21 protein-coding genes and 1 riboswitch are annotated in these 24,603 nt (G+C 41.7%); of the genes, 1 reads left to right on the top strand and 20 read right to left on the bottom strand.

Translation table 11 applies throughout. The features are described from left to right. Window positions 1-5: 5 nt before the first annotated feature. The 15 genes from JNO66_RS12840 to JNO66_RS12770 form a co-directional block, all read right to left on the bottom strand. Entirely contained in the window at window positions 6-197 is a 192-nt protein-coding gene (locus JNO66_RS12840) for a hypothetical protein (protein WP_203088728.1), read from the bottom strand. Window positions 198-281: 84 nt separating this feature from the next. Beyond that, complete coding sequence (locus JNO66_RS20915; RefSeq protein WP_273753311.1) at window positions 282-1,823, bottom strand: sensor histidine kinase; 1,542 nt, start codon at window positions 1,821-1,823, stop codon at window positions 282-284. Then, window positions 1,820-2,527 carry a response regulator transcription factor gene (locus JNO66_RS12830; protein ID WP_203088726.1) on the bottom strand — a complete coding sequence of 236 codons (708 nt, stop codon included), beginning with the start codon at window positions 2,525-2,527 and terminating at the stop codon, window positions 1,820-1,822. The genes JNO66_RS20915 and JNO66_RS12830 overlap by 4 nt, the downstream gene beginning before the upstream one ends. A gap of 387 nt (window positions 2,528-2,914) precedes the next feature. Continuing rightward, window positions 2,915-4,168, bottom strand: coding sequence for a cytosine deaminase (codA, locus tag JNO66_RS12825; RefSeq protein WP_203088724.1), 1,254 nt, complete (start codon window positions 4,166-4,168; stop codon window positions 2,915-2,917). Between the two features lie 24 nt (window positions 4,169-4,192). After that, window positions 4,193-5,419, bottom strand: coding sequence for a cytosine permease (gene codB, locus JNO66_RS12820; protein WP_203088721.1), 1,227 nt, complete (start codon window positions 5,417-5,419; stop codon window positions 4,193-4,195). Window positions 5,420-5,656: 237 nt separating this feature from the next. Next, window positions 5,657-6,613 (bottom strand): carbohydrate kinase family protein, encoded by a 957-nt coding sequence (locus JNO66_RS12815; protein ID WP_203088720.1) that lies wholly within the window; start codon window positions 6,611-6,613, stop codon window positions 5,657-5,659. A 64-nt stretch (window positions 6,614-6,677) separates the two neighbouring features. After that, window positions 6,678-7,667: a Gfo/Idh/MocA family protein gene (locus JNO66_RS12810; protein ID WP_203088718.1), complete on the bottom strand. Its 990-nt coding sequence runs from the start codon at window positions 7,665-7,667 to the stop codon at window positions 6,678-6,680. A gap of 31 nt (window positions 7,668-7,698) precedes the next feature. Continuing rightward, window positions 7,699-8,280, bottom strand: coding sequence for a GNAT family N-acetyltransferase (locus tag JNO66_RS12805; protein ID WP_203088716.1), 582 nt, complete (start codon window positions 8,278-8,280; stop codon window positions 7,699-7,701). Between the two features lie 78 nt (window positions 8,281-8,358). Further along, window positions 8,359-9,000, bottom strand: a complete 642-nt coding sequence (locus JNO66_RS12800; RefSeq protein WP_203088714.1) for a YesL family protein — start codon at window positions 8,998-9,000, stop codon at window positions 8,359-8,361. A gap of 16 nt (window positions 9,001-9,016) precedes the next feature. Then, window positions 9,017-11,341: a glycosyl hydrolase gene (locus JNO66_RS12795; protein WP_203088712.1), complete on the bottom strand. Its 2,325-nt coding sequence runs from the start codon at window positions 11,339-11,341 to the stop codon at window positions 9,017-9,019. A 25-nt stretch (window positions 11,342-11,366) separates the two neighbouring features. Beyond that, window positions 11,367-13,673 (bottom strand): helix-turn-helix domain-containing protein, encoded by a 2,307-nt coding sequence (locus JNO66_RS12790; RefSeq protein ID WP_203088710.1) that lies wholly within the window; start codon window positions 13,671-13,673, stop codon window positions 11,367-11,369. Between the two features lie 95 nt (window positions 13,674-13,768). Continuing rightward, window positions 13,769-14,644, bottom strand: coding sequence for a carbohydrate ABC transporter permease (locus tag JNO66_RS12785; RefSeq protein ID WP_203088708.1), 876 nt, complete (start codon window positions 14,642-14,644; stop codon window positions 13,769-13,771). A gap of 16 nt (window positions 14,645-14,660) precedes the next feature. Continuing rightward, on the bottom strand, window positions 14,661-15,581 hold the full coding sequence (locus tag JNO66_RS12780; protein WP_273753398.1) for an ABC transporter permease: 921 nt from the start codon (window positions 15,579-15,581) through the stop codon (window positions 14,661-14,663). Window positions 15,582-15,701: 120 nt separating this feature from the next. Further along, window positions 15,702-17,216, bottom strand: a complete 1,515-nt coding sequence (locus JNO66_RS12775) for an extracellular solute-binding protein (protein ID WP_203088706.1) — start codon at window positions 17,214-17,216, stop codon at window positions 15,702-15,704. Between the two features lie 339 nt (window positions 17,217-17,555). Beyond that, on the bottom strand, window positions 17,556-18,002 hold the full coding sequence (locus JNO66_RS12770) for a DUF4385 domain-containing protein (RefSeq protein WP_203088704.1): 447 nt from the start codon (window positions 18,000-18,002) through the stop codon (window positions 17,556-17,558). A 123-nt stretch (window positions 18,003-18,125) separates the two neighbouring features. On the opposite strand from JNO66_RS12770, the gene JNO66_RS12765 reads away from it, so the two are divergent. Further along, window positions 18,126-18,311, top strand: a complete 186-nt coding sequence (locus JNO66_RS12765; protein WP_210340870.1) for a hypothetical protein — start codon at window positions 18,126-18,128, stop codon at window positions 18,309-18,311. Window positions 18,312-18,359: 48 nt separating this feature from the next. Here the strand turns inward: JNO66_RS12765 and JNO66_RS12760 are convergent, their stop codons facing one another. The 5 genes from JNO66_RS12760 to JNO66_RS12740 form a co-directional block, all read right to left on the bottom strand. Continuing rightward, on the bottom strand, window positions 18,360-19,175 hold the full coding sequence (locus JNO66_RS12760; protein ID WP_203088700.1) for an arylamine N-acetyltransferase: 816 nt from the start codon (window positions 19,173-19,175) through the stop codon (window positions 18,360-18,362). A 373-nt stretch (window positions 19,176-19,548) separates the two neighbouring features. Further along, window positions 19,549-20,376, bottom strand: coding sequence for a MetQ/NlpA family ABC transporter substrate-binding protein (locus JNO66_RS12755; protein ID WP_203088698.1), 828 nt, complete (start codon window positions 20,374-20,376; stop codon window positions 19,549-19,551). Between the two features lie 28 nt (window positions 20,377-20,404). Next, window positions 20,405-21,085 (bottom strand): methionine ABC transporter permease, encoded by a 681-nt coding sequence (locus tag JNO66_RS12750; protein ID WP_203088696.1) that lies wholly within the window; start codon window positions 21,083-21,085, stop codon window positions 20,405-20,407. After that, on the bottom strand, window positions 21,078-22,106 hold the full coding sequence (locus JNO66_RS12745) for a methionine ABC transporter ATP-binding protein (RefSeq protein WP_203088694.1): 1,029 nt from the start codon (window positions 22,104-22,106) through the stop codon (window positions 21,078-21,080). Before JNO66_RS12745 ends, JNO66_RS12750 begins: the two co-directional genes overlap by 8 nt. Window positions 22,107-22,267: 161 nt before the next feature. Then, a riboswitch (SAM riboswitch) is annotated at window positions 22,268-22,370 on the bottom strand. A 68-nt stretch (window positions 22,371-22,438) separates the two neighbouring features. Continuing rightward, entirely contained in the window at window positions 22,439-24,556 is a 2,118-nt protein-coding gene (locus tag JNO66_RS12740) for a YecA family protein (RefSeq protein WP_203088692.1), read from the bottom strand. Between the last annotated feature and the right edge of the window lie 47 nt (window positions 24,557-24,603).

Raw genomic sequence — 24,603 nt, 5'->3', positions numbered from 1 at the left:
ACTTTCTATAACAGTTTCTCTGGCGTTTCAGCATACCACTCTGTGTATCCACATCTAATGCAGACATTGGGCTTGATCACTGAGAGCTTGCTGTTTGTAAATAGCTTTGCTCCCTCAGGATTTTTAACAATGAATCCTGATAACCCTTGGTCAACATGGCATTCGATCGTTTCACTTCCGCACTTATCGCAATTCATAAAAAAACCACCTTTAACAATGTCTTACTTATATCTACGATTATTTGCTTGTAACGTTTCGCGAATCTATCAAAAAAACTCCGTTCAATTTGAACGAAGCTCTCCTTGGTTATATAGATGAATGGTTACTTTGAATAAATCTCCGTCGATCTCTAGCTGAAGCTGCCCTCCGTGTAGTTCAGCAATGGATTGCGCAATAGCTAGACCGAGCCCTGAGCCCTCAGTATGACGCGCTTCATCGGCACGCTTAAAGCGCTCAAAAAGCTCTTCTGGATTCTCACTCAGCTCATAACGCGAAATGTTTTTTATGACAATGTCTACTTGCTCCTCATGGGCGGTCACTGTTAAATACACACGTGTACCCGGCTGAGAGTACTTTGAGACATTTAATAAGAGATTATCAAGCATCCGCCAGCATTTCTGGCCGTCCACATACACAAACAAATCGTTTTCCGGCATGGTTAAGCGAAGGTCGAGCCGCTCCTGATCAAATGCTTCCTGGTGCTCAACAATCGCTTGTTGAATCAGCTGCTTCAGTTCTATATTTGCTTTCTTTAATTCAATTTGACCACTAGCCATTTTTGATACGTCGAACAAATCATCAATCAGGACTTTTAATCGCTCCGACTTTCTTGCAAGAACATCCACATAGGATTGACGCTCCTCCGCGGAGAGATCAGGATTTTTAAGCAGATCCGTATACGTAATAATTGATGTTAACGGTGTTCGCAAGTCATGGCTGACATTTGTAATAAGCTCTGTTTTCATCCGCTCACTTTTCGCCTGTTCATTCATCGAGTAGGAGATCCCTTCACGCAAATGGTTAACGTGCTTAGCGTGTGTGGTGATAAAGGAATGACCTTTTATCTCTAAAGGTGCACGAAGCGTTCCATTCGTGAGCTGTTCGGTTTGTTTGAAGACTTGGTTTAGGTAGCCTAGTCTTAGTAGGAAGATAGTGAGGGTTGGGATGCCTAAGAATATAGTGCTTACAACAAAAAATAGTGCCGCTAAGTCGCCTGGAGCAAGGACCAGTGCTATTGTACCAATTCCCCATACAAACATACTTAATATAAAGAAAAGTAATTTAAGAACTAAAGGTATATTTGAGAAAGCATCACGAATCGTACGATATGTTCTTAGAATTACTCCTTGTTTTAAGCCTTCGATTAAGTAAGAGCTATCCTTGATCTCAAGATAAAGCCATATCACTTGATGAAGTGCGAGCCAGATGAAGAAGATGTAGAAGGCAAAGATGACAAAGAAACCCATATCAATATAATTTAGACTATAAAAGGAATCTAAACCTGCCACCAAGAAAAGTAAGAAGTCTATGAATAATGTTACTGCTAAGAAAATAAATCGAACATCAAGAGAAATCTTTTTATAGTTACCCCTCATTGAATTGTCTTCAAACCAGTCGAAGTCTAGTTTAAAAGAGGTAGATAAATAAACAATTGCTGCGATCCCAAGTAAAATGATCAAAGGCGTTGTAAAATCCCGAAAACTAAATACAGCAATGAAAACAGAACCGATGTCTCCAACATTATTTAACAGACTGAACACACCTACTAACGCAATCCCCAACAACAAACTCCAGCTTATTGTTTTGCCAAAATGCTCTCTCACGGTCGGTTCGCCTCCTTTTCAATCAAATAGCCTACACCCCAAACAACTTTTACATAACGAGGGTTTTTAGGGTCAACTTCAATTTTCTCTCTAATTTTTCGTATGTGAACTGCAACGATATTTTCCGAGTTATAAGCGGGTTCGTTCCATACTCGCTCGTAGATTTCATGAATGGAAAAGACACGACCAAGATGTCTCATCAGTAGCTCCGTTATACGATACTCAATGGGGGTCAGCTTGATAGTGACTCCATCAAGTTTTACGCACTTTGCTTCTTGATCAAGGGTCAGTCCGTCGACACGGATGACGGTATCCTTCTTTTCATATGTGCCAAGCTGTGTATATCTTCTCATTTGCGATTTCACCCTGGCCATCAATTCCATTGGATGAAATGGTTTTGTGATGTAATCATCGGCGCCAATGGATAGACCATGGATCTTGTCTGTTTCCTCGGACTTCGCACTTAGCATGATGATCGGAATGTTGCGCTCTTGCCTTATTTTAAATGTAGCCTCAATCCCATTCATTTCAGGCATCATGATGTCTAAAATAAGCAGATGAACCTCATTATTTTTTAGAAGATTTAACGCCTCTTGCCCATTTTCCGCTTGGAGCACCTGGTATCCATCATTCTTTAAATAGATATCGATGCCGTCGCGTATATCTTTGTCATCATCCACAACCATGACTGTATAACCTGTCATTGTCTAACCTCCGCTCAACCTTTTCTTCATAGTCCTATTGTACCCCCCATATCTGAAGTTTCCAGTACTGAAAAACTGAAGAAATTCTTAAGAAATGGCTGGAGAGTTTAAGAATGATTGGGAATTGTGCCGTATTAGGTGAGGAGGTTGTGCTTTTATTTGAACATGCTGGCTTTTTGAGAGGGTGCTCTGTATTTTTGCGCATTCAGACTTTTTTTGAGCATGACCTTTGTCTTCCGCTCAACGCACCCCAATCCCCGCGCACTCTCCTCCCCTCTCGCGCACTGCACCCCGATTCCCGCGCACTCTGACCTCCTTTTGCGCACCTCCCCCCAATTCCCCGCCGCTCCGAATAAAAAAAGATCGCCCACGGGCGATCTTCACATCTTATATCGTAAACTCTACTTCGTCCCCAGCAACCAGTCTCTCTGCTGGCTTTGTTTGGGCGATGATTTGTCCTGCTCTTACGGAGTAGAGCACCGGGGCTTGCTGTCTGATCATCGTAAATTCGTCTGGTGCGCCGACGATGATGAGGTTTGCTGGTTTGCCTTCTTCGATTCCGTATTGATCTTGAATGTTAAGTACCTTTGCACTGTTGGTTGTGATGAAATCAATGGATTGTTTGATTTGATCGTATCCCATTAGATGTGTGACGTGTAGTCCCATGTGTAGGACCTGCAGCATGTTCCCTGTTCCAAGTGGGTACCATGGGTCAAAGATGTCATCGTGTCCAAATGAAACGTTGAGTCCTGCTTCTTGTAGCTCTTTGACTCTTGTAATGCCACGACGTTTTGGATAGCTGTCGAAGCGTCCTTGAAGATGTGTGTTGACTAATGGGTTGGCAACGAAGTTTAGGTCTGCCATCTTGAACACGCGCATGAGCTTGGCAACATAGGCGTTGTTATATGAGTGCATCGCTGTTGTATGGGAAGCTGTCACTTTAGAGCCCATGCCTGTTTGGTAGGCTTTGGCTGCGACAACTTCAACAAAACGAGATTGCTCATCATCAATTTCATCACAATGGAAGTCTAACAGCTTGCCGTATTTCTCGGCTAAGTCAAATGAGATATTGATGCTCTCTACGCCCATTTCTCTTGTCATTTCAAAGTGAGGAATCCCACCGACCACATCGGCCCCAAGTTGAATGGCTTCTTCAAGAAGCTCTTTTCCTTTTGGATACGAGAGAATCCCTTCTTGAGGAAAGGCAACAAGCTGCACATCTACTAAGTGCTTCATTTCTTCTTTTACTTCAAGAAGTGCTTTAAACGCCGTCAGATTTTCGTCAGTGGTATCAACATGTGTGCGGACAAACTGAATTCCCTGCGCCACTTGCCACGTTAATGCTTTTTTGGCACGTTGTTTGACGTCTTCATGTGTTAACTTTTCTTTTCGTTCGGTCCACCGCTGAATGCCTTCAAAAAGGGTCCCAGACTGATTCCAATTTGGATCGCCCGCTGTCATTGTTGAATCTAGATGGATATGAGGTTCAATGAACGGTGGGAGGACCATATTTCCGCCTGCATCTATTACATCCTCTCCTTCCGCCTCAATGCGACGATCTATTTTCTCGATCGCGTTGTCGCTAATAAGTAAGTCCCATTTCCCTTCACGATCTCGTAAGGTTGCATTTCTAATGATCATAATCTGTTCCCTCTCTCTATTTGTTTATTTCTTCTCTGTTAGCTTGCTAATCACTACATAACTTACACCGGCACCCAGCAAAGAGTTAAGCGGTGGAATACCTGGTATGAACAAGGCACATAGTAATCCAATTAACCAAGCGACAATTGCTTGAAAACGAACTGGTGTCGAACTCTCCGTGAGCTTTCCATATTGACCCTTGCTTCGAATGAGATAATCAACGATTAAGATTGCTCCGATTGGCGGTAGCGTTAAATTTAAAAAGTTCAGCCAACTCATGAAGTTGTTGTACAGCCACATAGCTAGAAATGTTCCAAGCATGCCGTTAAAAATGACCAGCATTTTTTTAGGTAATTTTGTAATATTTGAAAAGCCAAGTCCCGATGCATATAACGCATTATCATTAGTGGTCCAGATATTAAGACCTAAGATGATCAAAGCAGGTATGATTAGCCCCTGTGTAAACATAACCTCCGAAATATCTGCTTGTCCTGTTGAAATGGCGCCAATCGCTCCAAACAAGAACATTAAGGAGTTTCCAAGGAAAAAGGCAAGCAGCGTAGTAGAAACGGCAATTTTTTTTGTTTGAGCGAATCGTGCAAAGTCTGGTGTCAGTGTTCCTCCACTTATAAAGGAGCCAAGACAAATTGAGATCGCAGCAGCGATACCCAATGTTTCGGCGGGTTGATAGGCCATTAGCTCCTCGAATCCACCCATTGAGCTTACAGCTCGAGTGCTTGAGACCGTTCCTAGTACGGCGATGGCCGGAACAGCGACAAAGCTAAGGACTGTTAATGCGCGAATGCCTAAGTAAGCGGTCGCCGTCATTAGGATCCCCGCAACAATAATAACGAGCCAAATATTTACCCCTGTGACCTTCTGAAAAGGGAGCGCGAACATCATAACGCCTACCCCAAACCAGCCAATTTGAGTAATGCTTAATAAAAACGAAGGAAGATAAGAGCCTTGATGTCCAAATGAATAACGTGTTAACAAGTGTGTGGATAACCCTGTCTTTGCTGCGATATACGATAGAGTACCTGTATACGCGCCAAGCAGAAGATTCCCAATGAGAACGGTGATAATGAATTGTGAAAATGTGAGTCCCTGACCGAGCGTACCTCCTGCCAGCATACTTGCTGAGAAAAACGTGAAGCCTACCATCAGCATCGCCATTTTCCAGAAACCTCTTCTGTGCGTAGCTGTTACGGCCTCCAGTGCAAAATCATGATCTACATAATCCTTACCCATCTTTACTTCCTCCATTCATTCTTAGCAAAAAAGCCCGGGAAGAATCAATGGATTCTTCACCGGACTTTTCCTCCCAGTTTAAGCATCAAGGATGCCGCTTCCCCGGACCTGACCCCTCTTACACGTATGTAACTTGAGCGGAACCCTGAGATGCTTACTATATGTTTGAAGGAAGTATATCATACGAAATTCGTCAAAATACGACACTTGTTAAATTATCTGACATTGTTTATTTTACTACTCACGCTCCAAAAAAGCGAGTATTTCTTCTCTTGTCGGCAATGCAGTCATGGCGCCTTTTGTAGAAGCAGCAAGAGCCCCTGATACAGCCGCAAACGTGCCAATTTGTTTAAGCTTTTCTGGTTGAAGCTCCTGAAGTGTGACCTCTGAATGATTCAGTTCAGCTAGAACGCTTGAGACAAACGCATCTCCTGCACCTGTCGTATCCACGGCATTTACTTTAAAGCCATGAACATTCACTTTATGCGTATTCGTGTAAAAGGTGCTTCCCTGTTCTCTCTTAGTAATGATGAGTAAAGGGATCTCATAGTCCTTCAGCTTTAATACCGCTAATGTCTCATCGGTTTCACTTGTTAGAAACTCAAGTTCTTCCTCAGATAGTTTGACAATATCACTTGTGAAAAGGACGGCTTTTATTTGCTCGAGCGCAGAAAGCTCGTCCGGCCAAATAGAAAGACGTACGTTTGGATCAAATGAAACAAGCATTCCATTTTCCTTAGCCAGATGAATGGCCTTATGTGTAGCTGCTCGACTTGATTGATGGATCGTTGAGATGGAGCCGATATGCAAGATTTTAGCTTGCTGAAAGAGTGATTCATCAAGATCATCTGCAGTTAGTAATTGATCGGCACTTTGATCAATTAAAAATTCAAAGCTTCGCTCGCCATTTTCAGCAAGCTCTACAAAGACAAGTGGCGTTTTGGCTAACGATGTTTGTTTTAAACCAGATGTATGAACCCCGTACTGTTGCAACGTCTGTTTCAAGTAGTTTCCTAGAAGGTCCTCGCCAACAGACCCAATGAAATAACTGCTTATCCCCAGACGACTTAAGCCTACTGCAACGTTTGCAGGTGCACCACCGGGACTTTTTTGATAGGTGGAACTCTCCTGGTCTAATGGAATCATATCAACCAATACTTCCCCGAGCGAGATGACTCCGTTCTGATTTCCCATTTCAAAACCTCCGCCTCTTCGTCTTCTGCTACTACTATAGCATGAATGGCAGAAGATAGAGAGATTAGAGGGTTATCCGTTCGCCAGTTCGTGATGATTCTATGGCAGCCCAGCTCAATTGTAAACTCTTGATGTTATCTTCAATGGATGTGGGTGGAACAGTGTTGTGCTTGATTGATTGAACGAATGTATCGAGTGAAATCATTCGATCTGATTCCGAAAGGGTGATGAGAGGTATTTCTACGGGCTCATCTGATTCTCCCTTATAAAAGTATACTCGATCATCAACTAGCTCAATGGCTCCTTTCTCACCAACAAATCGGATGGTTCCATTCCATGTTGTTTTCTTTCCAAAACCAGCCCATCTGCCTCGGTAATGGACTTGTGTCCCCTTCTTAAACGTGATTGCGACTTCCGCATGAGGATTTCCTCTAAACCAGCTCCAAGAGGGCTTAAAGCTTGTCGCTTGAATGGAACGAGCCTCATCGTCTAATACGTACCTGAGGAGATCAAAGTGATGGATTGCCATATCCTGAAGGAGAATTTCTTCGTATTCGTCTCTCCAACCACCAAAGCGTGTCGCTTTGTTAAAATCATAGTCGACATATTCAATAAATCCAAGTTCACCTGCTGAGGTCAGCTGCTTCACTGTTTGAATTTGTGCATTCCAGCGATAATTCTGACTGACCATGACATACTGATTAAAGGAACGGCTAAAGGCCAAAAGCTCCTCTGCTTCCGCCTCTGTGTCCGTTAGAGGCTTTTCCATCATGACGTGTAATCCAGCCTTTAATGCTTGTTCGGCTAACGCTTTATGTGATTTTGGTGGTGTAACGATTAGCGCAAAGTCTGCTTGGACCTCGGTCAGTGCTTCCTCAAAAGAAGTGAATAGCTGAAACGCATCACCAGTTGTGGTCTCTTGAATCTTGGATAGACTCTCCGGCTGTTGATCAACCACCGCAACGATCTCTACTTCAGAATGTTCTATTAACAGATCGAACCACGACCTGCCAAAACCACCTAATCCAACTTGGATTGCTCTATATTTTTTCATTTTCTTCCCCTCTCTTGCACGAGGAAGCTTCCTACCCCGTGCTGTTAGAATGTATGTTTAATTTAGCGTAAACGCATGTATCCCGATAGGATCTACCATCGGTTGAAAGACTATTTTGCTTTAAAATGGCTTCAAGCTCATAACCCAGTTTTTCAGGAATCGCTCGACTTAATGTATTAGCAGGATCACAATGAATTTCAAGGCGATGGACTCCCAGCTGTTGAAAGGCAAAGCCTGTAATACCTGCCACAGCCTCTGTCATATAGCCTTTTCCACTATGGCGGGTATCCACCCAGTAGCCAATCTCCATCTTTGGCACAGACCAGTTAATATTATGAAGACCTGATGAGCCAACAAACACGCCTGTATGACGATTAAATAAGTGAAGTCTCAGATCTTTCTTACGTAGAAATTGCTCATGCGCGTATCGGACTCCGTTTTCCGTTTGTTCCATTGACGACTGATAATGAGCCCAATGGATCCAGGGCAGCATCTCCTTTAGTGAAGCTTGCTGCGCCTCAAAGACGGCTTTCCCGTCCCCAGGCATAGGCAGTCTTATAAATAACCTTTCCGTTACAAACGATTGCGGCACATTGGGCAGCATGTTCAGCATACGTTCCCCCCGTTTCACTTCTATACACAAAGTATAAGTGTCACGAGCAGGTCCTATACTCAACTTTTGCATCAAGAATTACACAGGAGCAGCTGCCATGCTAGTCTGTTTTGTTTCTAATTTAGCAAAGGTACGTAGGACAATGTAGAGCTGGATAAAACAGAACAAGCTAATCCCAAACAGAAAAATTAGTACAGGAAACATAAATAGAATGTGATAAACGGTTAAGACAGCAGCTACCATATACAGCGTACGTACTGGCATATATAGAGCAATAAAAAACGATTGCTTTAATGAATCTAATAGCGTTAGGTCAAAATGAACGGTCGCCGGGAACACGTACAGGGCTGTAAGTATGAGCAATGCCGCTACGAGAAATAAGGCATATCGGACAAAAATAACAACCCATGCAGACTCCACGAAAAAAAAGGTAGTATTCACATAAATCATGAAAGCGCCGAAAAGGAATACAAGCGATAAACCATTTCCTCTTAAAAAATACGTCTTGTATTGCTGCCAAAACGTGCGCCATACAGGCACGTCAGCTTCTTTTCTCATCCACCTCCTAATCACGTCACACATGGCTAATGTACTTGGCCCGAAACCAAAGAGCAGGAGCCCTGCAACTGTCCCGATTATCCATAGTAGATTCAGTTTTACTAGAAATAAGAAGACTTCACCAGCCGCATAGATTCCACCTGTTACGCCCTGACTTAGCATTCAACATCACTCCTGATTAATCGCTTAGCAGAACGGGTCCAATTAACCCAGACACTCTTGCAACCTGATCCATTTCGTTTGCTTTACTATTCGTGACAATCAAAGCAATTTGATTCTGCCCTTCTTTTAACACACCATCTGGAATGAAGAACTGATAAGGGGACCAAAGCTTATTTCCAATGTGGATGTCATTTATCCAGAGCTCCGCTATATCAAACAGTGTGCCAGCGTCAAGCTTGTTTAATCTTACACATTGTTCTTGTGTCAGCTCCACCTCTATCCCGTATTGAACGGTCCCCGAAAAATATGACCACTCCTTTCCCCATGTTGTCCAAGATGTTAGCTTTGTTTCGTCTATTTGCTCCTCATTGCAGGTGATCTCCCATTCTTCACTTGGTATGTCTATACATACACGAGCATGATCTGTGTCTATTCTCTTCTTCGCCGCTGTATCCTTTGTAGGCACAAGGATGATACTCTCTCGGCGTCCAAGCTCACATTCAAACGTGTGATGCGTCCGCTTGCGAACGTGGGCAATGGTTCCAGTCCAAGGATTCCATGCTTGTAGTGAACTTGTCGGGACTGTACATGTTCCCTTGACTCGCTCTTCTCCTTCATTTACAAGTAAATAAAAAGATTGCCCGGCTTTCTTAACATGTGTTACTCGGATCTTGTCTGAGTGTGGATTCATCTTCAAGGTGCATTCTAAATGTGGATCTACATTACTCAGCACCCTTCCCCCGTGCTTTTGAAACGATCGTAGCCACTCCTTCGTTTCTTCTTTTAAATTAACCTCTTCTAAAGCAAGCACCGTTTGATAGCGTTGATAACCGATTACAAGGGTTCCTTCCTCTATCAGTGCTTGATCTAGGAGATTCTCCTCCAAATAGTTGAACTCCACCTGATGCTCATAAAGCGACTTGATGGATGTAGAGGGTAAGTCGTTTTCTGTACAGAGAACAGCTACGTTCGCCTGGTTCACGGAGTCTGTCATAAGCCAGCTTAAACGCTTCATATAGGTTGAGAATTGATTGTAGTATGGCCACCAGCTATTGTGCATGCCTACATCAGGTGGTCGCTCATGACTACGCTCTTTCCCCGTAACAGAATAATAGAAAGCATGTGGGCAAAATAGATTTACTCCTCTAACGGCCAACCAATCGATATACCACTTCATATCGTCCGCTGTAAGTGTCCAATCCCCATCTTTACTGCAAACACCAAGAAACTCATTCAAATTCCGACGTTTGCCAGCGTGCCTTGCTGCATCAGCACCACACTTTGCAGCTGTTGAATGTGGACCTTCCAACGCCTTATGATCTTCCGGTGCCACCCACCTCCACACGACATCCTGACCAGGAATATGAAAATGCGCTAATAGTCCGATATCCGTGCTCGCTGCAGGATGTCCAGTTAATGCTAAGCCATTTTCCTCACACCAGCTGGCTAACTGCTTATAATACACAGCAGATAACCGTTTATTAACTGCTTGGTTAAAGCGGCTGCGAACCTTCTCTGACGCATGGCAGTTAAACCATAAAGCACCTAACTCTTCTTCCTTACCACCTAGTCTGATAAAGTCTTCCAGGAAATTCTCCGTCCATTGCCTTAAGGACTCTGGTGCATTTCGACCGAGAATATCTGGTTCATCTGTAAAAAACGCAGTGATCGTTGTGCCCATCCACTTTCCGACGAACTGTTTGTAGACATCATGTGTATGATGGATAAATGATTGAACAGCTAGTGGATTCAGTAAGTCAGCAGAGGCAGGTGCCTCAGGCTCTCCATCGTCCTCGCCAACATGGACACCTCGAATCGTTCCATTTGAAGGCTTATCAACAAATGCATAAACTACCTTACTAGGAGGATCCGTTTTAAACGCTTTTAAAGAAAGGTTCTGAACAGCTAGATCTTCATTTACAACGTCAATGATTTGAAGTGAAACTAACCGTTCATTTGGTCCTAACCTCAACGTTTCCCCTGGTTGTATCTCAATCATCTCAAGTCCTCTACTTGCAAACATCGGATCATCCTGTACCACTCGTCCATGCGCAGAGCCCGATGGATACATGGCCTCATCGTACAGCATGACGCTCATGGACAAACAACTCGCTTCTGCTACAGCCGTTCTCACATAAGACATAAATTCATCTGAGAGATAACGAATACTCTTAGGAAGCCCAAGTCGAGGGTGAATGACAAATCCTTCAATTCCCTTTTCATAGAATTGGTGTATCTGTCTCTTAATCTCTTCATGTGTAAGCTTATCGTTCCAGAACCAAAAAGGAATGGGAGTGAATTCACTTGGTGGATGAAGAAATTGTTCTCTGAGTGTTGTCATCAATGATCCTCCTGCCCCAATGTCTTTATTGTCCATACTTCTTGCGGAAGTCACTCGGTGAGAGATCCACCGACTTTTTGAAAATCCGATTAAAATAGCTATGTCTATAGCCAACTTGTTCTGCTACTTCATGAATTTTAAGATTCGTTTCGATTAACAACTTTTTAGATGTATTGATTCGGAGTTCTGTAAGATAATCAATAAACTTTGTTCCTGTTACTTTTTTAAAACTACGACTTAGTGTGTGTGCATTGGTCTCGAATTTCTCTGCACAATGATCGAGTGAGATGTCATCCATATACGCAGCTTTTAGATAAGCAATTACATCGTCAACAAGACCTTTTGCTTCTTGATTTACACGCTCTTTTAAATGAGCTAAGTAAGGTTCAATAACCTTTGTCTCCAGCCAGCTCAACATTCTCACAGGCTCTTTAATGATACTCAGTTCCGAATATAGATTTCGATTAGAAAAGATCTCTTCTAAATGGATATCTGAATGAAGGATTTCGTGCTGAATTCGGCTAAACAACTGCAACATCCCCATTTGAATGCTTCCCCATGTTTTCGCATGAGAGACTAATTGATTTAGAAATCGTTCAAGCTGATGGTGGATCTCCTCCCTGTCACCTTTACGAATCGATTGAATCACCTCTCGTTCGATTTCAAAAGGGTAGCTAGACTGGTTGCGCTTATGCTCTTTTGGCGCCTCTTCTAAAAACAGGATCTGATTTTGGTTTTTAAACCGGCGTTGGTATTTGCCTTGCCTCGTCTCTTCAAATAATGCATGGATTCGCTTAACCTGATTGGATGATTCACTTACTGAAATGATGAGCTGAAGCTTCAACAGTCGATTCACAATGGAGGACAACTCCTGCACAAAGGATCGAATGGCTTGTGTATGAGCTGACTGTTCAATTAGAAATAAGCTAACGGACAAATCGTAGTTATCTAACACGGAAAATTGATCAAAGTATTTTTCACAAAGCTCTTCGACAATGTTTTGAATCGAAAACGTAATTAACCCCTCATCACTTGTAATAAAGCTATGATTTCCTTCGTCCATTCCTATAGCCTGAATGTCTATCACTCTAAAAGCATGACCCTCGATCTTCCACCCGTAGTTCTCCATTCGTTCGGTTAATTGCTGCTTTGTTTGTTGATAAAAGTACCCTTGACTCAGCTGAATCAAGAAGCTTTTTTGTAGTTGTGGGGTTTCAGATGTTAATCTTGATTTTAGTCGTTGCCTTTCCTGGTACAGCTGTGTAAACCCCTCTTCTAGCATGGTAAACTCTCCTTGAGGGTTATCGGGTTCATCTCCGTCATTTTCTTTTTGAACCTTCTCAATTAAGCGTTCTACAGGACGGTAAATCGTTTGTGATCCAAACCAGGTAAGAATGAGAGCAACAACTAATCCAGTTAACGAGATAAAAACAATGCTTTTAGAAATCCATTCAATAGGAGCTGTAATTGCTGATAAAGGAACAGCTGATACATACGTCCATTGATCATTTACTCGGTCAAGCTGCCCAAAGGAAACAGAGTAACTATCTCCGTTATAGGCGTATTCAATGGAGCCAGAGTTACTTTCTAGCTGACTTAATTCGTTTTTTAAAGCGCTTACAAAATGAGCATCAGTTGAATCCATTCCTGGGGCAATCATCTGTTGTCGACTATCCATGATAAAGGTGATCCCTTGTTCATCCGTTTTTAACGTTTGAATGAGCTGACCGAACTTTTCTTGGTCGAGTGTCACACTTAGCATTCCAAGTGGCATTTGACTCGCACCCGGAATAGAGTGACTTAATATCGTTGACTCTTCTCTATCTGAACGCGGCTGCTCCTGGTGAGTCCACCCCATAGAATGATCAGATTTTAATAATGATTGATAATATGCGTACTCTACTGGCTTCACTTTACTATAAAAGGGACTAAATAAGAGCGGTTCATCGTCCTTATTAATATACAGCTCAACCCGTTCAATCAAAGGATGACTTCCTTGGATCACAGTAAGTAGCTGCATCATGTCTCGGGTTTCAAGGACATCTTTTACAAAGTTACGGTCCAATAGATCTGGACCAAATCGTTTTTCAAATGCCCAATATGAAAGTGATAGTTCAAGATATTCAAGTTGATCATCAACCATTTCAGCTGTTTCAGCAATTTGAATGGTGTGACGCTCTCTTAATTCGCCTTTAACGGCCGTAACCCCAAACCATTGAATACCTACACCTGAGATGATTCCTGGGATAAACGTAATAATTAAGATGAGCAAAAAGTTATTTCTAAAATACTCTCGACTCCACCCTCGTTTTATCCGCTTAATCAGGTTCAACTTGATTCCTCCTCTCGTACAGTGGCAATAGACATTGTACATTCTATTCTATAGCACGAGAGGTCAGGAAAGAAGTCTTTTCCAATTTTAATAGGTTAACCTTTAACCGATCCAATCAAAATACCCTTTGCAAAGTGTTTCTGTAAGAATGGATAGAAGAGCAAGATTGGTAATGTTGCTACTACAATGACCGCGAGTTTTAAGGTTTCGGCAGGAGTTTCTTGGAACATCGTGTCCACCTCTCCACCAAGACGTGTATCCGCAACATTCATGATTTGCTGAAGCAATAATTGTACCGGCCACTTGCTACTATCACTGATGTAGAGAAGCGCTTGAAAGAAATCATTCCAGTAAAAGACAGCATAAAACAGTGTGAATGTAGCAATCACCGGTTTAGAGAGAGGAAGAATGATCCGCCAGAAGATACCGATCTCAGAACATCCGTCAATCTTGGCCGACTCCTCCAATTCATGAGGGAGCATTTGAAAAAAGTTTTTTACAATGATTAAGTAAAACGGGTTGATTGCAAGAGGGAGAATTAATGCCCACAATGAATCAAGCAATCCCAGTGTCCGAACAACCATATAAGTAGGAACCATTCCCCCACTAAATACCATGGTGAAAATGATCATGTTTAACAGCATATTTCGTCCAATTAATCCTTTGCGGGAAAGCGGATAAGCCATCGTTAAAGTTAGAAACAAACTGACAATTGTTCCACCAATCGTGACTAACACGGATACACCAATACTTCGAACAAACGTTGTCGTTGAAAAGATGTATTGATAAGCATTCAAAGAAAATGTTTCTGGCCAGATAAAAAAGGATCGCTCAATCACTTCAGATTCTGTAGCGAATGAACCAGCAACAATATAAACAAATGGCAGAAACGTCACCAATCCAATGAATAACAGAATGATATGGTTAAACACGTCAAAAACTCGACCTGCAGGTGTGTTATGAATCTTCACCTATGTTCCTCCTTTTCTAGAAAATACCGCCTTGACCGAATCGTTTGGCTAAATGATTTGCTCCAAAGATTAAAATGATCCCTATGACGGCTTTAAATAAACCAACCGCAGTACTATAGCTAAAAGCCCCTTGGGTAATCCCCATAAAGTAGACATACGTATCAAATACATCGGCTACATCACGGTTTAATGAGTTTGTCATCAAATAAATTTGCTGGAACCCTTGATCCAAGAAATTCCCTAGCCTCAGGATGAGTAGAATCACAATCGTACTTCTTAATGCCGGAAGCGTCACATGCCACATTCTCCGGAAGCGTCCCGCTCCGTCTACGATGGCCGCTTCGTATTGTTCCTGGCTTACACCAGCTAGAGCAGCTAGGAAGATCACCGTTACCCAACCACTTTCCTTCCAGATAATTTGGGCAATAATCATGGGTCTGAACCAATCCGGGTGAGAAAGAAACGATATCTGACTTCCTGTAAATCTTTCTACTAACACGTTGATGATCCCACCACTTGTTGTTAGGAACACGTACGAGATACTGGCGATAATCACCCACGACATAAAGTGAGGTACATACACTAAGGTTTGAATGGTTCGCTTATAGATCGAGATCCTTACTTCATTTAAAAGTAGGGCTAAAATAATTGGTGCTGGGAAGAAAAAAATCAAATCGTAAATTGCCAAAATCACTGTATTTCTCATTAACCTAACAAAGTCTGGATCACTAAAAAACCGCTGAAAATGTTCAAACCCTACCCACTCACTTCCCCAAAAACCAAGAAAAGGTGAGTAATTTTGAAAGGCGAGTAAAACACCCCACATTGGTAAAATTTTAAATAAGAGAAAATAGATCACACCGGGTAAAAGCAACAGATACATCCATTTATCACGCAGGATTTTTTGAAATTTAGACCTTTTAGGCGATACTTTTATTGGTGCTTGAAGTGCGGATTCACCTTTGAGCCTTGTCACAGAGCCACCTCCATCAGCTTTTTTCCTATACAAAAGGCACAGGTCGGTTACACGTGAGCTGTGCCTCGGTATGAACGTTGTTTAATTAGTCCCCGATTGAGCTTCTTTGTATAACTCGTTAATTTCCTCCACATAGTCCTCGCCACCAGAATTCATCCATGTTTGAATGGCTTCATCAAAGCCTGCATCATCAAGCTCACCAATGATGTACTGAATGCGTGCATCTCCAATGATGTTATCAAGCTGTTGACCACGCTGCGCATAGATTTTTGATACGAGTGGATACGCTGGATCTGGAAGGACGATCTCTTCATTTTGAACCATGACCTCATTTGATCGTTTCGTCAGCTCCGATTCCTCTGGCTTTAAGAACCTCTCTTCAGGAAGATACATCTGAATCTGGTTTAAATCCTGATACTCATTTCGCATCTTTTCATCATCAGCGACTAGACTTACTAAATTGCCATCCTCTACTTCATAGTGACGACCTTCGTTTCCGTTAATCGTAAGGTTTTGAGCCTCTTCAGAGTTTAGATCATTTAAGAATTGTAGAACCTCTTTTAATTCTTCCTCTGTTTTTACCGAAGTTTTTGAGACAGAAAAGACACTGTGGTAACCCGTTGTTGGTTTGGTGACTAACCCGTGGTCCCCACTAACCGCACCAAAGACATCCAGAACATCATCCAACTCTGGATCACGGTCCGTCATCGCTTTATTAATTCGACCAGCCGTGTCAGCTACATCAACAATTAATCCCACTTCTTCATTGACCATTGGATTTGTCCATTGAGTTGGATCCATAATGGCAAAGTCCTCATTAATCAGACCTTCCTCATAGATTTGATTGAACCACTTAATCGCTTCACGGTACTCTTCCGTTGTGAAATCTGGAATTAATTCTCCTCCCTCATCAAAGCCCCACTTGTTTGGTGCACCAAACCATGTTTGCATGATGTTCCATGGTTCTTCGTGCATGGAGATCGCCATTCCATACGTATCATCCTCACCATTCCCATCTGGATCATCATAAGTAAACGCTTTCAAAATCTCGTAAAAATCGTCGAGTGTTTCTGGCATTTCCATGCCCAGGTTTTCAAGCCAATCCTTTCGAATGACCGCCGCATTTCTGCCAAGAGGTCTTGCCCGAGGAATACCATAAATGCGACCCTCAATTGAGACATTTTCTTTTACGATATCGTTAACCTTTAAATTCTCATACTCATCTAGATAATCGGTCAAATCCCAGAACGCACCATCTCGTACGGCACTTATATAACTTGGACTCTTATCGCCAAGCATCACATGAGGTAAATTTCCTGAAGCTAGCGTTACATTAAATCGATCGCCGTACGTTGTAGAAGGAACAAATAGCATATTCATTTTCTTACCCGTCAGTTCTTCCAGCTCTTTAATAACTGGGCTATCATTCTGTGGAGGCTCAGGTGTGTAGCTCATCGTCATAATATCAATCGTCTCGATTGCAGCTCCACCTTCACCATCATTCGTAGAAGAACCTTTTTCACTACAGCCTACAAGAAGTACAACTCCTGCGCCTAATAAGGACAAGCCTAGCTTTGCTTTTTTCCCTCTAAACATTCAAACGTCCCCCTCTCAACTTTGCAGTATTGTCATGTTCTGCCATTTAAATATAAGATGGACGTACTTTACAGACAATAGCTAATTTTTGTATTAAATAATCGCTATGTATCAGTACTTCGAGTCATTCCTAATACTTTTTTGCACACTAATACTTTTTTGACACACGGCAGTTAATAAAACTAGAAAACATGAATGTAGCAATATACTCGCTCCGAGAGAAAACTCGCTTGTTCCATTTCAAAAAGACGACCACTTAGTGAATCGTCTGCATTCTTTCCATATTTCTTAGTTATCTCTAGCCCTTACAGATAAAAAGGGACGTTCCCTTCACCCTCTTCACCCATACTTCTTCTGATGCGCCTTCTTCATCTTTAGATACTCTTCATCCTCACGCACAGTGATCCATTTCTCTTCAAAGATCTTTGCTGATTTGGCTTTTGTTTGATCAATATCGCGTTCGTTTAGATCACCATTTTTGTCGTACTTTTTGCCACCGGGGTAGTTTGCGTAGCGACGAGCTCTTGTGTAACCCATTTGTAAGAATTTTCGTGCCATATCCATTCCCACAAAATCATCATTCTTTTTATAATCACAGTATTGTTGATAAATCGTATCTGCTGATTCCTGCGCAATGTCAGGTGTTTTGAACCGCCAATTAGGTAAAATTTCTCCTTTGTATGGCTCAACCATCAAGACACCTTGCTCTCCACGACCGACCTTATATTTATGTGGCTCTTTGCGAAAATCAGTGTTATCGAAGTCGACTGAATCATAGTATCCCATTTTCTTCACCTCACCCTTCGTCTACCCGAATCAAGGTCCATTCACACTTCTATGGAAAACAGCACAGCATTGATTTATAGTATAAGTAGATCGGTTTTAAAAATGAGGTGCTGTCTAATGAACATGAACGTATTACGAACGATCCGAATCCTGATGAACGTGGTTCTTCTAGTGTTGGCTATTCTTCATATAGCTGGTTTTATTACGATCTCTCCAACACTGTTACTTATATTAGCTACGATCGTTCTCATTAGTATCTTCTTTACAAGAAGAGCTGAGACAAAAGAAAAGCATGAACAAAAGGAATAGAACGTAAATAAACCGGGCCATCTTGAATGGACCCGGTTTGGTTTGATGTCATTCCTTTACAAATACATTGACTCCCCGCTTCTCGAGTATCTCAATAGCAGCCCTTATCGGCATGTTCTTCAATTTAAATTCCTTATCAAGCAATTTTTCTATTTCGCTTACAGACGATAAGTAAGTGGTCGTTCTGGCTCCGTCGTTATTTTCAATCGTGAACGCATTATTGAGAAGAGAAAGTGATCGTTCCCGACTGTTTTGCCATATCTTACAGCGAAGAATGTTCATAAATGAAGCTTCAGGTTGAATGGACTCACGATAAATAGGCTTAAACTCTTCAACTTGCATATTACCATTTAAGTGAAAAGTCCAATTCATCTCTCGCTTTTGATTATCCTTCCACCTCATGTATTCATATCCTGATTCTGTTTGAGTGATTTGTATCTTGTCAGAACCAAACATTCTAGTGGAGGGTTCCACTAGGTCAAGATTAACCGGCTTAAAAATCGGTGCTGCAGATCCAACATCTACATAAAAGTTCGATTCGTTTAATGACACGATAATCGCTAAATGATCTTTTCCTACTTTAACTGGCGAGCAGTTAAACCCAATTTTAAGTAATAACTGCATAAATGAAGTATTTAACGTATAGCAGGTTCCTCCAAATTGATGCAGCGAATAATTCTCGATAAATTGCTCAATGGATGGTATCCAGTCTTCCCCTGAAGCTGTAAGGACCAGTTTACTAATATTCTCAAATGCAAATGTATGAAGGTGAGCGTGACACAGTTGATACAAATAATCATAAGATGGCTCGTTTAACCCCATCTTTAAAATCGCTAAATAGTGTAAGTATTGCTCGTCTCTCATAGAATCTCCTCCTTCCGTTAAGGTTACATTACATACAAGACTATTACGTGCTTAATATGACTGAATTAATCTAAGCCTTTGGATGTAGAACATTAAGAAAAGGAGCTGAGACAAAACTAATGAACAACTAGAAAATGGCGAATGATTCTACGATCGAATCATTCGCCATTTGTGTTTTTTGAAAAAAGGAGCGGAAGGAGAATCCGAGACTCCTGCGGAAAAACACGTGTCTGAAGACTCAGCAGTGGTGTTTTTCCACGGATGAGGCTGAAGCCGTGTCCGCGGAAAGCGAGGGTTTCTCCTGCAGCGGTTTTTTTGCTATATTCGTGTTTTACTCGCAACTTTGATGTTTTGGATCAGCCTCTTTTTCATATTAACGCGGGTAGCTATTTAATTCGTCTAAAGAAATATACGTAGGAATGGTTGCTCCTTTGTATTCCTCTTCAATGTATTCTTTTACTTCATCTGATTGATAAATTTCAACGATACGCTGAAGTGTTGGATCGTCGGCGTTATCTCCGCGCGCAGCAATGATATTGATGTAAGGCGTTGCTGTTTCATCTTCACGCGCAAGTGAATCTTCTGTTGGGCTGAGTCCTGCATCAACAGCAATTCCATTATTAATGACAGCAGCGTCTACGTCTTGCATTAATCTTGGAGCGTTCGCGGGAACAATCTCCGTCAGCTTAAGATTCTTTGGGTTGTCTTTAATTTTATCCAACCCGCTTGTTACACCAAAGTCATCATCAAGCTCAAGTAAACCTGCTTCTTGTAAAAGCATAAGGTTACGCGCTTGGTTTGTTACTTCGTTCGCAATTAAAATCTCTGCTCCGTCTGGAATGTCTTCAATAGAATCGTAACGATCAGAATAAATGCCCAGTGGTGCAAGAACCGTTGTCCCTATAGCTTCTAGATCTAAATTATTCTCTTCTCTAAAGTTATCGAAGTATGAAACGGTCTGGAACGCATTCGCGTCAATGTCTCCATCAGCAAGCGCCTGGTTTGGTTGAACATAGTCATTAAAGCTCACGATATCAATGTTAATGCCTTCTTCTTTTGCGATATCAGAGATAAAATCCCACTGACGCGCATCTGTTCCTGCAATACCGATTTTGACAGTTTCTTCTTCGTCTCCTGAACCACATGCAGTTAACGCTGCGATTCCAAGGCCTGCTACTAATAGTTTTAATGTGTTTTTCATGATACTCTCCACCCTTTTTTCTATTTTATTATCTTCTTCTCGATCTCTTAGCAAGTAAGTTTCCAAGTGATTGTAACCCTTGGACCATGACAATTAATAAAATAACTGTGATTACCATTGTGGCGTTGTCGAAACGCTGATATCCGTATGTGATTGCCACGTTACCGATTCCACCTGCACCAATTGCACCTGCCATCGCCGTTGCACCGACAAGTCCAATGGTAGCTGTTGTAATACTTAAAATGAGTGAGCCTTTTGCTTCCGGTAGTAGGAAACGGAAAATGATCTGTGCTTTTGACGCTCCCATTGAATCCGCGGCTTCAATAATGCCAGGATCAACTTCAAGTAGTGAGTTCTCAATTAACCTCGCAATATACGGTGCTGCATATACAACGAGTGGTACAACGGCCGCTTCCATTCCAACAGCACTTCCTACAATAAGTCGTGTGAACGGAATAATGGCCACCATTAAAATAATAAAGGGAATGGACCGCAATACATTAATAATTGGGTTCAATATATTAAAGAGCCATGTACATTCAAGAATATGCCCTTTTCGTGTAACAACTAGTACGACCCCAAGTAAGATACCGATAATCGCTGAAAACAATAAGGATAAGAACACCATATATAACGTTTCATAAAGGGAGGTAATCAGAATATCTGTTGAAATGTTTGGTCTAATGGATTCTGGTAGGCTCTCAAGCATCAAGTTTCACCTCCGATACGAGTAAATCTTTATCTAAAATAAATTGAAATGCTGCTTCTAGTGATTTTGGTTCACCTTGGACTTCGACTGTTAAGCTCCCAAATGGTGTGTCTTGAATTTCTGTGATGTTTCCAAAGAGAACATTAACATCGACGTCAAATTTTCTAACAAGCTCAGACAAAAGGGGTTTCCCTGAAGATTCACCAATAAATTCAATTTTGTAGATTCTTGTTTTTTCCGACCCTTGTTCCAGAATACGTCGTACACTTGCTGGAATTTGATCATTTACCACTGAGCGAACAAAGTTTTTCGTTGTCTGATGCTGTGGTTTTGAGAAAACATCAAGTACCGTGCCTTCTTCAATGATTCTTCCTGACTCCATGACGGCCACTTTATCGCAGATTTCACGAATGACACCCATCTCATGAGTGATGATTAAAATCGTCACGTTGAATTCCGTATTCACTCGCTTCAGAAGCTGAAGGATCGCACTTGTTGTTTCTGGATCAAGAGCAGAGGTTGCCTCATCACATAGTAGAACGGCTGGGTTCGATGCAAGCGCGCGGGCAATTCCAATACGCTGCTTTTGTCCACCTGAAAGCTGTTCTGGATAGCTATCCGCTTTATCTGATAATCCAACAAACTCAAGTAGTTCAGCTACACGCTTTTTCACTTCAGCTTGAGGTGTGCGAACTAGTCGTAGTGGTACTGCTACATTTTCAAACACCGTTTTTGATTGAAGCAAATTAAAGTGCTGGAAGATCATACCGATATCGCGCTTGGCCTTTTGCAATTGGCTTCCCTTTAAAGACATGATGCTCTGACCGTTTACAATGACATCTCCGTCTGTTGGCCGCTCAAGCAGATTCACACTACGAATCAATGTACTCTTCCCTGCTCCACTGAATCCTATAACACCGGCGATTTGTCCTTTTTCCACACGAAAGGTCACGTCATCAAGTGCTTTTACTTCACGATCCTTTGTTTTAAATACCTTGCTAACTCCTTTGAATTCAATCAATGGTCGTACCTGCCTTCCCTTATAAATAGTCTATATCGATGAGGATACTAAGGTTTGAAAGCGATCTCTTACCCTTACCTTCATGTTTTCCTAAAAATAATAAAAACCCTCTTATTTAACTAAAAATAAGAGGGTTGAAATGATTGTTGTAAGTCATTCAGCTCTTATTATCCAGGTCTTTCACCTGCAGGAATTAGCACCTTCCGTAATCACGGGGTTGCTGAAGCATCATCGGGCCAGTCCCTCTGCTCCTCTTAATAAGAATATGTGGTTGTGTTGTGTTAAAAACACAATATCAGAATTTGTCGAATCTGACAAGAGCTATTTCTTTTTTACAGATACTGAAACGCTTCTTTCGGATAAACGTTTAACAGTTTTACTAATACCGTTTCTTGATTCTCATCTTCATCCACTACTGCTTCAAGGATGAGTTCTTCGTTCACTAGTTTTTGTGCTTTCTTCGGTAAGGCAAACGTGACGGTATCTTTCGTGTCCATTGACTTAACGTGTACTCGATCTTCAGTCACTTCTGTTACCTTAAACAGTCCACCTGTTGCTTTGGGATCAACCTTCTGATACTGAGGTAACGAGAATCGTCCTGAATCGGATGATAGATTATACACCTGAACTGCTTCAATTAAAGAAGACTCAAGCTCCGAACAAACCGCAGCAGCGTCTGCATGAATAGCTGTGCCTGTGTTCTGATCTAGCCACTTGGTAAATGCTTTAATTGTGCTCAGTAGGTCTTTCACCTGCGTTTGGCTAATGACATCATTTTCAAATAGGTCAATAAGTAAATGTTTTCTCCAGAAGTCTTTTGTACAATCAGACCAATCCTTTGTTCTCTGTACTTCTAACGAATAACGAATGGTAAATAAGCTTGTACGGTATTTACGAACTGTACCTGCGGCCTTTCCATCTGTTTTCTCTTTGAAGAAGCGCAGAATCGGATCGTGGTAAAACGCATCTACTGTAGCTGGACTAAATCCTAAGTCTTCATACGTTTCAATATCCTCTTGTTTAACAGAAAGGAATTGATTGTTGTGATAATAGATTGGTTTGACACTACTCTCTCGGCTTTCTTTTTGAGTAACAAACGGAGACTCAGGTAAGCCAACCTCTTTACGGAAATGATTGATATCAAACGTGATATCTACGGTTTGATACTTTGTGATCACTTTATCATAAAGATTAAACTCACTTTGTCTAAACCAGCTCTCTGCCGCATCCATTTGATTGTTATCAACCAGCTCGTAAATACTGTGCTGATCAAGTGCAGGAATTGGAGCACTTAAATCAAACGACTTAGCTTGTTCCGCGTACAAAGCAAAATATTCAGGTGGCTCGCCTGTCATTTGCAATAGCTTATTCGAAGAAGCCATAGCCCCAACTGGATGCAAGCTCGCTGACTCCTTATAACTTTTTACAAACTGTGGATAGTCTTCAAGCAGTTGTTTAAACCATTCAACCTTCTCTTCTGTGTAAGTGGTATACGTCATGTGAGTTCCAGAGAACTCAAGTGCCGCTACTGCATCAGCCATTAACACTTCACTATCAACCGCACTGTCTTTATACGTAGCCCAATTTTCTGCCTGTGTTAAGTGCTTTTGCTGATCGCGCCAATCGTAAACGACAAATTCGTCGCGATCCTTAAGTAAAGTGGCGAACGCCTGAGTTTGTTCTACATCTGCTTCAATTGTCATTTGAATCGTTTTTTTCTGGTTCATTGCAAACGGGCGTTGTTCCTTCGCAAGTAATGCTCCTAACACTTCAGGGAAATACTGAGTCATGGCTTCCTCATGTGAAACCTTTTCTTCAGCCATTAACGCATCAATAGCGAGCTTAGCGCGTTCCACGTGATCCGGTCCTTGAAGAATACGAATACCATTAAAGAAAGGCGTTTCTCCAAAGAATTCAATAAGACCAACTGTCCCGTACCAAGGTCTGAAGGTTGGAAGGTTCTCGGTATCCTTCGTCATTTTGAAGGTTTCCTCTGTGTAAAGGTCCTTGAATACGATCTCCTGCTCTAGCTGATCTACAGCTTGTACCAAACGTGGCTTAAGCGTTGTCCATTGTTCCGCTAATTCCTTTTCAGCTGATTGAAGACGATGGCCTTCTTCTTTTAAAAACCACTTTACTCCTGTTAATCCATTCTCGTGGGCATAAAAGAAGTTCAGCCAGAAGTTCACATACCCTTCTTCAATCCGTTCAGGAATTAATCGGTTTGAACGACGATGAAATTCTGATTGAAGGGTTAAGAATTCACTATATGTAACCTTTTTATCCATAAAAGCCTGTAGCTTTTTAGTCAGCTGATGCTTTTGCTGTGCAACACGCTCTTCACGCGCTTGGTTGATATCTGTCACTTGCTTTTTATTCATGCAGCATTTCTTATATTTTTTACCACTGCCACACGGACATGGTTCATTTCTACCTACTGTCATTTCCATACTAAACACCTCTATTAAGCTTTATATCAACTTATAATGTAACACAG

It is taken from the genome of Alkalicoccobacillus gibsonii (assembly GCF_016798245.1).
Taxonomy (GTDB): domain Bacteria; phylum Bacillota; class Bacilli; order Bacillales; family Bacillaceae_D; genus Alkalicoccobacillus; species Alkalicoccobacillus gibsonii.
Note: the sequence above shows the minus strand (reverse complement) of the source record. Positions and strands in the feature narration are given on the sequence as shown.

Excerpts from the sequence above, each read along its gene's own strand:
- JNO66_RS12840 (WP_203088728.1), bottom strand. The coding sequence starts at position 197 with ATGAATTGCGATAAGTGCGGAAGTGAAACGATCGAATGCCATGTTGAC.
- JNO66_RS12830 (WP_203088726.1), bottom strand. The coding sequence starts at position 2,527 with ATGACAGGTTATACAGTCATGGTTGTGGATGATGACAAAGATATACGC.
- codA (WP_203088724.1), bottom strand. The coding sequence starts at position 4,168 with ATGATCATTAGAAATGCAACCTTACGAGATCGTGAAGGGAAATGGGAC.
- codB (WP_203088721.1), bottom strand. The coding sequence starts at position 5,419 with ATGGGTAAGGATTATGTAGATCATGATTTTGCACTGGAGGCCGTAACA.
- JNO66_RS12815 (WP_203088720.1), bottom strand. The coding sequence starts at position 6,613 with ATGGGAAATCAGAACGGAGTCATCTCGCTCGGGGAAGTATTGGTTGAT.
- JNO66_RS12810 (WP_203088718.1), bottom strand. The coding sequence starts at position 7,667 with ATGAAAAAATATAGAGCAATCCAAGTTGGATTAGGTGGTTTTGGCAGG.
- JNO66_RS12805 (WP_203088716.1), bottom strand. The coding sequence starts at position 8,280 with ATGCTGAACATGCTGCCCAATGTGCCGCAATCGTTTGTAACGGAAAGG.
- JNO66_RS12800 (WP_203088714.1), bottom strand. The coding sequence starts at position 9,000 with ATGCTAAGTCAGGGCGTAACAGGTGGAATCTATGCGGCTGGTGAAGTC.
- JNO66_RS12795 (WP_203088712.1), bottom strand. The coding sequence starts at position 11,341 with ATGACAACACTCAGAGAACAATTTCTTCATCCACCAAGTGAATTCACT.
- JNO66_RS12775 (WP_203088706.1), bottom strand. The coding sequence starts at position 17,216 with ATGTTTAGAGGGAAAAAAGCAAAGCTAGGCTTGTCCTTATTAGGCGCA.
- JNO66_RS12770 (WP_203088704.1), bottom strand. The coding sequence starts at position 18,002 with ATGGGATACTATGATTCAGTCGACTTCGATAACACTGATTTTCGCAAA.
- JNO66_RS12765 (WP_210340870.1), top strand. The coding sequence starts at position 18,126 with ATGAACGTATTACGAACGATCCGAATCCTGATGAACGTGGTTCTTCTA.
- JNO66_RS12760 (WP_203088700.1), bottom strand. The coding sequence starts at position 19,175 with ATGAGAGACGAGCAATACTTACACTATTTAGCGATTTTAAAGATGGGG.
- JNO66_RS12755 (WP_203088698.1), bottom strand. The coding sequence starts at position 20,376 with ATGAAAAACACATTAAAACTATTAGTAGCAGGCCTTGGAATCGCAGCG.
- JNO66_RS12750 (WP_203088696.1), bottom strand. The coding sequence starts at position 21,085 with ATGCTTGAGAGCCTACCAGAATCCATTAGACCAAACATTTCAACAGAT.
- JNO66_RS12740 (WP_203088692.1), bottom strand. The coding sequence starts at position 24,556 with ATGGAAATGACAGTAGGTAGAAATGAACCATGTCCGTGTGGCAGTGGT.